The following is a 10863-nucleotide window of genomic DNA, read 5'->3' as shown; positions in this document are numbered from 1 at the left end:
ATCAAGGCGGGTGCCCGCATCGTGGGCCATGACGGTGGGCCGGTGCGTGCGCCGCTGGTGGACCTGAAGCCCCATGAGATGGAAGAGCTCAAGGCGTTGATCGACAAGCTCGGGCCGCAGTAAGCGCCCCCAAAGGGCCTGGCAAGCCAGGCCCTTTTTCTTTGTTTTGTTGCATTCCACTACGCGCTTGGCCGTGCACAGGCGCGTGGTGCAGTCGTGGCACGCACATCCCCCAACACAACACCACAACGGAGACAGACAAGATGTTCAAGCAACTCGTTCTCGCCACGGCCGCCGCCGTGGCCATTGCCGCACTGACGGGCTGCGCTGCCAGCGCACTCGCCGCATCTTCGGCATCGTCCGAGCCATTGGTGGCAGCGGCGGCAGAAAAGCTGCGCGTGGCCATGATTGACCCCACACCCGCCGCGCTGACTGCTCTCGTCGCCGACGACCTGAGCTACGGCCACTCGAGCGACCGCGTGGACACCAAAGACAGTTTCATCGGTGACTTGGTTGCAGGAAAGTCCGACTTCGTGACCATCGCCATCTCCGACCAGACCATCAAGGTCGTGGGCAGCACCGCCATCGTGCGCCACACCCTCACGGCCGACACCAACGACTCGGGCAAGCCCGGCAAGGTGCAGATCAAGATCCTGGGCGTGTGGCAACAGCAAGGCGGCCAGTGGAAGCTGCTGGCACGCCAGGCCGTGCGCGCGGCATAAGGTAACCACACCAGGGCCACAACGGGCGGCCCTGGGCTTTTCGGCAACCCTGTACAACGAAACCATGACCACAGCCACCCCGCCCCGCATCCTGCAAATCGGCCGCCTGCCCCTTCCCGCGCTGGAGGCCGAATTGGCAGCGCGCTACCGCGTCACCTGCCTGGCCGACCAGGCCGATCCAGCGGCCTTTCTGGCGTTGCACGGCGCGGAGTTCACCGGGGTGGTGACCACTGCGGCCATCGGCGTCAAGGGCGAGGTCGTCGCCGCACTGCCCCACCTCCAGGTCATCAGCAGCTTTGGCGTGGGCTTTGACGCGCTGGACATCGATGCGGCCAAGGCGCGTGGCGTGCCGGTGGGCTACACGCCCGGCGTGCTCAACGACTGTGTGGCCGACATGGCGTTTGCGCTGATGCTGGATGTGTCGCGCAACATTGCCGCCAGCGACCGCTTTGTGCGCCGTGGCGAATGGCCCAAGGCCCGGTTTGCACAGGGTAGTCGCGTGTCGGGAAAGCGCCTGGGCATTGTGGGCATGGGCCGCATCGGCCAGGCCGTGGTCGATCGTGCGAGCGGCTTCCGCATGGAGGTGGGTTACCACAACCGCCGCCCGGCCGAGGGCTGCACTCTGCCCTATTTCGAGTCCTTGACCGCACTGGCGCAATGGGCCGACTACCTGGTACTCACGGTAGCCGGTGGCGCAGGAACGCGCCATCTTGTCAACGGCGATGTGCTCAACGCCCTGGGCCCCAAGGGCTACCTCATCAACGTGGCGCGCGGCAGCGTGGTGGATGAGGCAGCGCTGATCGCCGCGCTGACAGAACGCCGCATTGCCGGTGCCGGGCTGGACGTGTTCGAGAACGAGCCCACCGTGCCCACCGCGCTGATGGCGCTGGACAACGTGGTGCTGACACCGCACACCGCCAGCGCCACGCACGAAACCCGCCGGGCGATGGCCGACCTGGTGCTGGAGAACCTGGAATCCTTCTTTGCAACCGGCGCCGTGCGGACGCCGGTGCCGGGCACGCCGGGCGCTTGAGCCCGCCACGGCGCCCTGCGTAACGCAGCTGCCCTCACAGGGAGGGTGTGGGGCAGCTCAGCGTGTCATTTCACGCGGTCGCGTGAGATGTCCATGATCATGCGCGTGGCCAGGTACAGGCGCGGCACGATGGTGTTGATCTGCACGTACTCCGCATCGTTGGAATGGGCGCCGTAGCCCGACAGGCCCATGCCCTCCACCACCGCGCCCTTGGTCTTGAGCCCCGCAAACGCTGCGTCGGTGCCGCCGCCGGTGGCTTTTTCCACCACATTGAGCGACATGCCCAGCTCCTGGTAGATGACCTTGCCGTAACCCGCCACGCGGCGGGATGCGTCGCTGGCCTCCAGCGGCGGACGGCGCACTTCAAACTTCACATCCACCTTGGATGCGGGCAGCAGCTTGCTCTTGACCTTCTCTTGCAGGCCTTTCTCCAGCCCGTCGAAATCGGCCACACGCAGCGCGCGCGCATCGGCCTGGGCCGTGGCTTCGGCTGGAATCACGTTGCGGTTGGTGCCCGCCTTGGAAACCGTCCAGTTCAGCTTGAGGCCCTCGTCGGTCTTGGACAAGTCCTTCATTTGCAGCAGCTGGTGCGACAGCTCGTACAGCGCGTTCACGCCATCTTCCGGCTTGGCCCCGGCGTGCGACGCCTTGCCCTGCACCGTGAGGTAGGCCGCCCCAATGCCGCTGGTGGCCAGGCGCAGCGTGCCGTCGGTGCCGCCGCCTTCGAACGACAACACCACATCTTGTTCAGACGCCACGCGGGTGATGGTGCTGCGCCAGCCGGGCGAGCTGATTTCTTCGTCACCGTTGATCAGCACGGTGAGCGTGCCGTAGTCCTTGAAGTTGAGCTTTTGCAGCAAGGCCATGGTGTGGATGATGAGCGCGATGCCCTGCTTGTCGTCCGAAATGCCCAGGCCATAGGCCTTGTCGCCATCGATGCGGAACGGCTGGCCTTTGAGCATGCCTTTCAGGTACACCGTGTCCATGTGCGCGATGAGCATGATCTTCTTGCTGCCCGTGCCCTTGAACACGGCCTGCACGGCAGGGCCCACCTTCTCGGGGGTATCGTCGAGGCGGTAGATGTCGCTGGTTTGCAGCACATCCACCGTGCCGCCCAGTTGCTTGAGCTGGCTGGCAATGCGCTCGGCGATCTGGTTCAGGCCTTCGATGTCCTTGCTGCCCGACTCGATATGCACCAGGTCACGCAGGGTGTCGAGCAGCGGCTGCTGCTCCTTCTGGGCCAGTGCATGGACGTCAGCCACCGGCGCAGCGTGGGCCACGGCGGCAGCAAACGCCAGCGCCAGCGAGGCCATCAGGGGGCGGACAAACGAAGGGGCTGAGTGTGGGCGGCGCTGCGGATGGTGCATGGTGCAAAGGCTCGGTGAAGGAATGAGGAAAGCGATTATGGAGTCTTGCAACACCAATTTCAAACACTGATCCTCCTTGCAATGTTTCGGTCAGCGCCTGCGCGCCAGACTCAGCCCGCAGGCGCAAACACCTCGGGGCCCAGCCGTGACTCGTGGCCCCGGGGTTCGAACAGCCACATGCCATACAGCGGCAGAGATTCCGCCAGCCGCAGGGGCGCCACCAGCGTGGACGCGCCGCCCAGCAACGCAGGGTGCGGCACAACAGCCAGCAGGTCGGACTGCGCCACCAGGTGCAACAGGCTGGCAAAGTCGGGGCAGCGCACGGACATCTTGGGCGCGGGCATGCGGCGCACACGGTGCGCTTCCGTCAACACATCCACCGGCCCGCTGACGCTGGGCCCCACACAGGCCCACGCAGCGCCCTGCAGTTGCGCCAGCGACTGGGCACGGACCCATGGGTGGCCCTTGCGCGCATAGACCTGGGGATGCAACTCGTACAGGGGGCGCTCCGTCACATCGGGGTGCGCAAACTTGCGCGGTTTGGGGGCAATGACCGCATCAAAGCGCCGCTGTAGCAGGCCTTCCAGCAGACTGCCTTCATCGGCCGTCGCCATCTCCAGCGAGCGCCGGGCGTTGGGCAGACACCAGCTGGCATACAGCAGCGGGCCGCAAACCAGCGCCGCTGAAGACGTGAGCCCCACCCGCAGCAGGTATCGGTCTGCCGCAGTCACCGAAGCGCGGGGCAGCGCCTCCACCCCTTGTGCCAGGGGCAAGGCCTGCGCGGCTACGGCCCGGGCCAGGTCGGTGGGCACATGGCGTCGCCCGTCCCGCACCAGCAAGGGCTGCGCAAAGTGGGCTTGCAGTGCTTTCATGCCATGGCTGATCGCGGGCTGCGACACGCCGCAGGCCTTGGCCGCCAAGGCAAACGAGCCTTGCTCGATGACCGCATGGAGGTATTGCAGGTAGCGCAGATACATAAACACCTTTTATGTATAAGCCACCATTGTCTCTTGTCGCACGGCGCGGACTTGGCGAAGCTACGCACTCCACTCCACAACCTTTGCAACGCCGCGTATGAGCCCTACCCCCATCGACACCGTCCGCACTTACCTCGCTCACCTGCACGCCAGCCACACTGATGGGCTGATCGCCTGCTTTGAAGACGATGGCGTGGTGCACTCGCCCTTTCTAGGAAGCATGCGCGCAAGCGACTTTTTCAAAAAGCTCGCCCAGGCCTCCAGCGGCAGCGTGATCACGGTGCTAGATCTGTTTGCGTCCGCGCAGCCCAGCCAGGATGGATCGGTGCGCGTGGCGGCCTACTTTCGCTACGACTGGACCTTGAACGATGGCCGCGAGGTGACCTTCACCTGCGTGGATGTGTTCACGTTCGACGCGGGCAGCACGCGCATCCGGGACATGAACATCGTCTACGACACCCACCCGCTGCGCGAAGAGGTGGGCGACAAGTACGCGCCCGACTAGGCTACAAGAGTTCCACGCCCTTGAGCGTCACAAAACTCGTCTCGCGCGTCACCTGCACAAAATCCTGCAGATACGGCTTGGCCGACAGGCTGGGCAGGCAGGCGGCGTGCAGCTCGCCGCGCAGGCCTTTGTCGCCAATCGGTCTGGCAGTCACGTATCCCCGGTCCAGATAGCTCTGCACCGCCCACAGCGGCAGCGCCGCCACGCCGCGCCCGCTGGCCACCAGTTGCAGCATGGCCACCGTCAGTTCGGTGGTGCGGCGCGGGGGGCGCACGCCGGCGGGCTCCAGCACTTGGCGGATCAGGTCCAGCATTTCGTCGGGCACGGGGTAGATGATGATGGTCTGGTCGGCAAAGTCCTGCGCCACCAGATGCGGCTTGGCCACCAGCGGGTGCGTGTTGGCCAGCAGCGCGCGGATCTCAAAGCCAAACAGTGCGTGGTAGTCCACGCCCGCCTCGTCGGCATCCACTTCCGACACGATGGCCACATCGGCCCGGCCCTGGTGCAGCAGGCCCACGGGGTCGGCGTGAAAGCCGCTCACGATGTCCAGCTCCACCTCGGGCCAGCGGGTGCGGAAGGCATCCATCGCGGGCATCAGCCAGTCAAAGCAGGTGTGGCATTCCACCGCAATGCGCATCTGCCCGCCCTGCCCCAGCACCAGGCGGGCAATGTCGCGCTCGGCCCCTTCCACTTGCGGCAGCACGGCATCGGCCAGCGCCAGCAGGCGTTCGCCCACGGCGGTGAACTGCGGCGGCACCGATTTGCGCTCAAACAGCGGCTGGCCGTAGCGGTCTTCCAGCAGCTTGATCTGGTGCGACAGCGCCGACTGCGTGAGGTTGAGCAGCTGCGCGGCCCGCACCAAGCTGCCGCTATCGCGCAAGGCCACCAGCGTGCGCAGGTGGCGAACTTCCAGGATCGACTGGTTCATTATTAATTTTCAAGTTGATCGACCAAAACTTTCGTTTGAATAATAAACGAGCCCGCGCGACCATCGGTGACTTCATTGCATTGCTCCATTCAGAAGAAGGAAATCACCATGTCGCTCGCCGCAGTCGCCGTAACAGCCGCCACCCGCCGCCCCGTGCCCACGCACACCCTGGGCTTTCCGCGCATGGGGGCGCAGCGCGCGCTGAAATTCGCGCTCGAATCCTTCTGGCGCGGCGACAGCACCGAGGCCGAGCTGCAGTCCACCGCCGCCCAGCTGCGCCAGTTGCACTGGCAAGCGCAGGCTGATACGGGCCTTGGTTTTGTGACGGTGGGCGACTTTGCGCTGTACGACCATGTGGCCAACCACATCCAGCTGCTGGGCTGCGAGCCCGCGCGCTTTGGCTTTGACGGCCACACCCATGAGCTGGCGCGCTACTTTGCGATGGCACGGGGTGTGTCGGCCCAGGCTGTCGCAGCGCATGAAGGCTGCAGCGCCGGTTGCACCACCCCACACCACACCACCGGCCAGCCCGCGCTGGAGATGACCAAGTGGTTCGACACCAACTACCACTACCTCGTGCCCGAGTTCAGCGCTCACACCCAGTTCCACCTGGCCAGCGAGCGCCTGTTTGCCGAAGTGGCCGAGGCCCAGGCGCTGGGCCACCGCGTCAAGGCCGTGCTGCTGGGGCCGCTGAGCTTTTTGTGGCTGGGCAAATCCAAGGCGGCAGGTTTTGACCGCTTCAGCCTGCTGGAGTCGCTGCTGCCGGTGTACGAGGCCGTGCTGGCGCGGCTGAAGGCGCAGGGCGTGGAATGGGTACAGATCGACGAACCCATCCTGGGCCTGGACCTGCCCGATGCGTGGCGCCATGCCTTTGAGCCCAGCTACTGGCAACTGGCCCGCAGCGCGCCCAAGCTGCTGCTGGCCACCTACTTCTCGCCCCTGGCCGAAAACCTGCGCCTGGCCTGCCAGCTGCCCGTGGCCGGCTTGCATGTGGATGCCGTGCGCGCGCCCGACGAACTGGTGGGCGTGGCCGACTGGCTGCCCTCGCACAAGGTGCTGTCGGTGGGCATTGTGGACGGCCGCAATATCTGGCGCACCGACCTGGATGCAGCGCTGCAAAAGCTGCGCCCCGTGGCCGACAAGCACCAGGGCGAGCTGTGGCTGGCGCCGTCGTGCTCGCTGCTGCATGTGCCGTTCAGCTTAGAGGCCGAAACGCAGTTGGACGCCGAGGTGAAGTCGTGGCTGGCGTTTGCGGTGGAAAAACTCGATGAGCTGCGCGTGCTTGCCACCGCCTTGTCGCAAGGCGAAGCGGCGGTAGACGACGAACTGCACGCCGCCCGCACCGCCCTGGCCGCCCGCCGCGCCAGCCCGCACGTGCACCGCGCCACCGTGGCGGCCCGCATTGCCGCGGCCGCGCCAGGGGCTGATCAGCGCGCCAACGCCTTCCCTGCCCGGCAAAAGGCCCAGCGCGCACGGCTGAAGCTGCCGCTGTTGCCCACCACCACGATTGGCTCGTTCCCGCAGACGGCGGAGATCCGCGCAGCCCGTGCCGCCTTCAAGCGCGGGGCACTGGATGCTGCCCACTACCAACAGAAGATGGAGGCAGAAATTGCCCTGGCCGTGCGCAAGCAGGAAGCCTTGGGGCTGGACGTGCTCGTGCACGGCGAAGCCGAACGCAACGACATGGTCGAATACTTTGGCGAGCAGCTCGACGGCTTTGCCTTCACCGCCAACGGCTGGGTGCAAAGCTATGGCTCGCGCTGCGTGAAGCCGCCCATCATCTACGGCGATGTGGCCCGTCCCACGCCCATGACGGTGGCCTGGACGCAGTACGCGCAGAGCCTCACCGCCAAACCCATGAAAGGCATGCTCACCGGCCCCCTCACCATCTTGCAGTGGAGCTTTGTGCGCGACGATCAGCCCCGCGCCACCACGGCCGACCAGATCGCCTGGGCGATCCGCGACGAGGTGTGCGACCTGGAAGCCGCAGGCATCGCCATCATCCAGATCGACGAGCCCGCCATCCGCGAAGGGCTGCCGCTGCGCCGCGCGGGGTGGAAGAGCTACCTGGAGCGCGCCACCCGCGCCTTCCGCATCAGTGCCAGTGGCGTGCGCAACGACACGCAGATCCACACCCACATGTGCTACAGCGAGTTCAACGACATCCTGCCCGCCATCGCGTCCATGGACGCGGATGTGATCACGATTGAGACGAGCCGCTCAGACATGGAGCTGCTACAGGGGTTCGGTGATTTCCGCTACCCCAACGAGATCGGCCCCGGCGTGTACGACATCCACTCGCCCCGCGTGCCCGGCGTGCAGGAGATGGCCGCGCTGCTGGAAAAAGCCGCCGAGGTCGTGCCCGTGGAGCACCTGTGGGTGAACCCCGACTGCGGCCTCAAGACCCGGGGCTGGCCCGAGACCGAGGCTGCCCTGCGCCACATGGTGCAGGCCGCGCAGGAAGTGCGCGAGCGGTTGCTGGAAGAGGCTGCGTTGGCCTGACCGATCGCCAGCTCAGTCGGTAGCGCGCTTCATCTCGGCCAACTTGACCAGCACCTGCAGCGCGTGGTTCAGCGGCGTCGGTACCCCCAGGGCCGCGCCGCGATTCACGACATAACCGTTCAGGTGGTCGATCTCGGTGGGCTTGCCCCGCGCCAGATCCTGCGCGGTGGACGAGTACTGGCCGGGCATGGTGCTGGCAATGCCGCGCACGGCGGCCTGCACATCGCCAGGAATCGTCACCCCATCGGCCGCCGCCACCGCCAGGCACTCGGCCACGATGTCGGCAATCACCTGCGTCACGCCGGGCACCTGCACCAGCGGGCCATAGGGCTGCTGCGACAGGGCCGACAGCGCGTTGTAGGCGCTGTTGAGCACCAGCTTGGCCCAGAGCGCGCCACGCACGTTGTCTGACACCTGGGTGGGGATGCCCGCCGCTGTGAGCTGGCGGGCCACCTCGTCGCTGCGCGGCGAAGGCGCAATCACCAGCTCGCCCCGGCCATGGTGCACCACATGCCCGGGGCCGCCCATGGCAGTAGCGACATAGACCACAGCGGCTGCCACGGGGGTGCTGGCGTCCAGCACGGCGCGCACGCGCTCGTCGTTGTCCACACCGTTCTGCAAGGTCAGCACCAGCGCGCCGGGCGCCAGGTGCGGGCGAATCTGCTGCGCGGCGTCTTCCGAGTCGGACGATTTCACGCAGAACAGCACCACGTCTGCCCCCTCCACGGCGCTGGCCTCGGTGCTGGCCGCCAGGGGCACCTGCACGTCCATCGCCGCCGTCTGCAACCGCAGGCCGTTGTCGCGAACCGCCAGCACATGGGCAGGCCGCCCGATGAGCGTAACGGCATGGCCCGCACGGGCCAACAACGCGCCGAAGTAGCAGCCCACAGCGCCCGCGCCCATCACAGCAAAACGCAACGGCAGGGTGGCAGAACGAGCGGCAGGGGATGTGGTGGATTCAGTCATGGAGCGGCTGCAGGTTTGTGGGGCTGAAAGAACGAAAGTCAACGCATGGTATCGCCCGGAAAAACCGTGCAGCGACCGGAGGCGCTTGACCACGTTCATTGCAACCCCATCCTGATTGGCGCAAAATGCGCCAATCAGGAGATCGCCATGTCCGCCACCGCCTTTTCTTCCGTCAAGCTCCCCGCCCACCTGGTGGAGCAGGCCCGCCAGGCCGCGCAGCCCATGCGCCGCTCGGTGGCCAGCCAGATCGAATACTGGGCCACGCTGGGCCAGATCGTGGAGCACACCGGGCTGAGCGTGCAAGAGGCGCGCAGCGCTATCGAGCAGTACGAAGCCACTGCCACGCGCCCAGCCACCCTGGCAGCACCCACATCGGTGGACGCCCTCACCGCCCGCCTGCTGGCAGCACAAACACGCGGTACCCTCGCGCAGCGGGTGCGTGAAGTGGTGCTGGAGAACCAGGCCAAAGCCGCCACCCCTGTCGCCTGACACTGCATGGTGCCCCCCGCCCAGCAGCACTCCCCACCGCCCCGCCACAACACGCCCACCCGCTGGTTCCACCTGCTGGCGGGCCCGAACGGCGCAGGCAAATCCACTCTCTACCGCGCCCTGGTGCGCGAAGGCATCCTGGGCCCGCCGCTCGAGTTTGTGAACGCCGACCTGTATGAACAGGCGCACCTGCAACACATGGCCGACCCCGAAGCCCGGTCCGAAGCCGCCCGCCAATGGGCCGATGCGCGCCGCACTGCCTTGATGAACAAAGGCGCAGACTTCGCCAGCGAAACCGTGTTTTCGCACCCTTCCAAGCTGGCGCTGATTGAAGAAGCACAGCGCTGCGGCTACACCGTGGCCTTGTACATCGTGACACTGGACGACCCGGCCCGGCTGCTGCAACGCGTGGCCCAGCGTGTGCGCGAAGGCGGGCACACCGTACCGCCCGAACGCATCCTGGCCCGCTACCCCCGCACCATGGACAACCTGGCCCAGGCAGTGCGGCAGGCCGATGTGTCGTATCTGTATGACGCCGCCGAAGCCACCAGCACCGGGCCGCAACTGGTGGCGGTGTGCTCCCCCGCCGGGGCCACCCCCTTGGCCCAACCGCTGCCCACCTGGGCGCAACGCCTGACCGGGCAGTAGCCGCTCGCGGCCGTGGAGGCTGGCAAATGACCTGCGCCACGGTTTTATGCGAAATATGCCCCTAGCGCCTATCCATCAAGCGTAAATAGCTATCTTTTAGATAGCAAAAATAACCCCATACAAACCCCTGCTAGCGCCATGGTCGCTTACTAATTGCCAAGACAATAATTGTCTAGTCAATTAAATTCGCCACCCATGACTACCAGCTCCCCCAAGCCATCGCAGACCGCCCCAGGCTTTTACAGCTCCGCCCAGCTTCAGCCTGAAAACAGCGTGGGCTACCTGATGCGCAAGGTGATGTCCTCCATCCGCACCCAGGCCGATGCGCAGCTGTCGTCGCACGAACTGACCTATGCGCAGTGGCTGCCACTGTTCAAGCTCTCGCTGTGCAAGACCGCCACCGTGGCCAGCCTGGCGCGCGACCTGGAGACCGACCCCGCCTCCATGACCCGTTCGCTCGACCGCATGGAAGCCAAGGGCCTGGTCGTGCGTGAGCGCTCCACGGTTGATCGGCGCGTCGTGCAACTGCAACTTACCGCCGAAGGCCAGCGCATTGCCGCGCTGGTCCCGCCCGTGCTGGCCGATGTGCTCAACGGCCACCTCTGCGACTTCAGCCACGACGAATGGCAACTGCTGCTGTCCATGCTGCGCCGCATGCTGGCGAACGGCGAAGCGCTGCGCCAGCAGACACCGCCTACCGACACCACCGCCGGTTGACCCACGCCT

The 10863-nt window shown here is 66.1% G+C and carries 11 protein-coding genes and 1 pseudogene; 8 read left to right on the top strand and 4 right to left on the bottom strand.

The window, feature by feature from the left end:
* From OIN59_RS20790 to OIN59_RS20780, 3 genes and pseudogenes are all read left to right on the top strand, one after another.
* A pseudogene (locus OIN59_RS20790) lies at nucleotides 1–123 on the top strand (5-dehydro-4-deoxyglucarate dehydratase); the annotation flags it as partial.
* A 140-nt stretch (nucleotides 124–263) separates the two neighbouring features.
* Nucleotides 264–722 carry a nuclear transport factor 2 family protein gene (locus tag OIN59_RS20785; protein ID WP_274113442.1) on the top strand — a complete coding sequence of 153 codons (459 nt, stop codon included), beginning with the start codon at nucleotides 264–266 and terminating at the stop codon, nucleotides 720–722.
* A gap of 64 nt (nucleotides 723–786) precedes the next feature.
* On the top strand, nucleotides 787–1755 hold the full coding sequence (locus OIN59_RS20780) for a 2-hydroxyacid dehydrogenase (protein ID WP_274113440.1): 969 nt from the start codon (nucleotides 787–789) through the stop codon (nucleotides 1753–1755).
* Nucleotides 1756–1820: 65 nt separating this feature from the next.
* Here the strand turns inward: OIN59_RS20780 and OIN59_RS20775 are convergent, their stop codons facing one another.
* Together OIN59_RS20775 and OIN59_RS20770 are read right to left on the bottom strand one after the other, a co-directional pair.
* Entirely contained in the window at nucleotides 1821–3122 is a 1302-nt protein-coding gene (locus OIN59_RS20775) for a M20/M25/M40 family metallo-hydrolase (protein ID WP_274113438.1), read from the bottom strand.
* Nucleotides 3123–3232: 110 nt separating this feature from the next.
* Nucleotides 3233–4099: a LysR family transcriptional regulator gene (locus OIN59_RS20770; protein WP_274113436.1), complete on the bottom strand. Its 867-nt coding sequence runs from the start codon at nucleotides 4097–4099 to the stop codon at nucleotides 3233–3235.
* Nucleotides 4100–4196: 97 nt separating this feature from the next.
* Between OIN59_RS20770 and OIN59_RS20765 the strand changes: the two genes are divergently transcribed.
* Nucleotides 4197–4604 carry a nuclear transport factor 2 family protein gene (locus OIN59_RS20765; protein ID WP_274113434.1) on the top strand — a complete coding sequence of 136 codons (408 nt, stop codon included), beginning with the start codon at nucleotides 4197–4199 and terminating at the stop codon, nucleotides 4602–4604.
* 1 nt (nucleotide 4605) lies between these two features.
* Here the strand turns inward: OIN59_RS20765 and OIN59_RS20760 are convergent, their stop codons facing one another.
* On the bottom strand, nucleotides 4606–5532 hold the full coding sequence (locus tag OIN59_RS20760; protein ID WP_274113432.1) for a LysR family transcriptional regulator: 927 nt from the start codon (nucleotides 5530–5532) through the stop codon (nucleotides 4606–4608).
* Nucleotides 5533–5640: 108 nt separating this feature from the next.
* On the opposite strand from OIN59_RS20760, the gene metE reads away from it, so the two are divergent.
* Nucleotides 5641–8034 (top strand): 5-methyltetrahydropteroyltriglutamate--homocysteine S-methyltransferase, encoded by a 2394-nt coding sequence (gene metE / locus OIN59_RS20755; RefSeq protein WP_274113430.1) that lies wholly within the window; start codon nucleotides 5641–5643, stop codon nucleotides 8032–8034.
* Nucleotides 8035–8046: 12 nt separating this feature from the next.
* Here metE and OIN59_RS20750 read toward each other — a convergent pair whose 3' ends face one another.
* Nucleotides 8047–9000: a ketopantoate reductase family protein gene (locus OIN59_RS20750; protein ID WP_274113428.1), complete on the bottom strand. Its 954-nt coding sequence runs from the start codon at nucleotides 8998–9000 to the stop codon at nucleotides 8047–8049.
* A 147-nt stretch (nucleotides 9001–9147) separates the two neighbouring features.
* Here OIN59_RS20750 and OIN59_RS20745 point away from each other — a divergent pair, with 147 nt between their 5' ends.
* The 3 genes from OIN59_RS20745 to OIN59_RS20735 all read left to right on the top strand — a co-directional run bounded on the left by OIN59_RS20745 (nucleotide 9148) and on the right by OIN59_RS20735 (nucleotide 10854).
* Nucleotides 9148–9489 (top strand): TA system antitoxin ParD family protein, encoded by a 342-nt coding sequence (locus OIN59_RS20745; RefSeq protein WP_274113426.1) that lies wholly within the window; start codon nucleotides 9148–9150, stop codon nucleotides 9487–9489.
* A gap of 6 nt (nucleotides 9490–9495) precedes the next feature.
* The gene (locus OIN59_RS20740; protein WP_274113424.1) at nucleotides 9496–10137 is read left to right on the top strand and encodes a zeta toxin family protein; all 642 of its coding nucleotides are present in this window, start codon (nucleotides 9496–9498) and stop codon (nucleotides 10135–10137) included.
* Nucleotides 10138–10332: 195 nt separating this feature from the next.
* Entirely contained in the window at nucleotides 10333–10854 is a 522-nt protein-coding gene (locus OIN59_RS20735) for a MarR family winged helix-turn-helix transcriptional regulator (protein ID WP_274113422.1), read from the top strand.
* Nucleotides 10855–10863 lie beyond the last annotated feature (9 nt).

Origin of the sequence: Acidovorax benzenivorans (assembly GCF_028680575.1) — a bacterium.
GTDB lineage: Bacteria > Pseudomonadota > Gammaproteobacteria > Burkholderiales > Burkholderiaceae_C > Acidovorax > Acidovorax benzenivorans.
Note: the sequence above shows the minus strand (reverse complement) of the source record. Positions and strands in the feature narration are given on the sequence as shown.

Coding starts and splice junctions, on each gene's coding strand:
- OIN59_RS20785 (WP_274113442.1), top strand. CDS start 264: ATGTTCAAGCAACTCGTTCTCGCCACGGCCGCCGCCGTGGCCATTGCC.
- OIN59_RS20780 (WP_274113440.1), top strand. CDS start 787: ATGACCACAGCCACCCCGCCCCGCATCCTGCAAATCGGCCGCCTGCCC.
- OIN59_RS20775 (WP_274113438.1), bottom strand. CDS start 3,122: ATGCACCATCCGCAGCGCCGCCCACACTCAGCCCCTTCGTTTGTCCGC.
- OIN59_RS20770 (WP_274113436.1), bottom strand. CDS start 4,099: ATGTATCTGCGCTACCTGCAATACCTCCATGCGGTCATCGAGCAAGGC.
- OIN59_RS20765 (WP_274113434.1), top strand. CDS start 4,197: ATGAGCCCTACCCCCATCGACACCGTCCGCACTTACCTCGCTCACCTG.
- OIN59_RS20760 (WP_274113432.1), bottom strand. CDS start 5,532: ATGAACCAGTCGATCCTGGAAGTTCGCCACCTGCGCACGCTGGTGGCC.
- metE (WP_274113430.1), top strand. CDS start 5,641: ATGTCGCTCGCCGCAGTCGCCGTAACAGCCGCCACCCGCCGCCCCGTG.
- OIN59_RS20750 (WP_274113428.1), bottom strand. CDS start 9,000: ATGACTGAATCCACCACATCCCCTGCCGCTCGTTCTGCCACCCTGCCG.
- OIN59_RS20745 (WP_274113426.1), top strand. CDS start 9,148: ATGTCCGCCACCGCCTTTTCTTCCGTCAAGCTCCCCGCCCACCTGGTG.
- OIN59_RS20740 (WP_274113424.1), top strand. CDS start 9,496: ATGGTGCCCCCCGCCCAGCAGCACTCCCCACCGCCCCGCCACAACACG.
- OIN59_RS20735 (WP_274113422.1), top strand. CDS start 10,333: ATGACTACCAGCTCCCCCAAGCCATCGCAGACCGCCCCAGGCTTTTAC.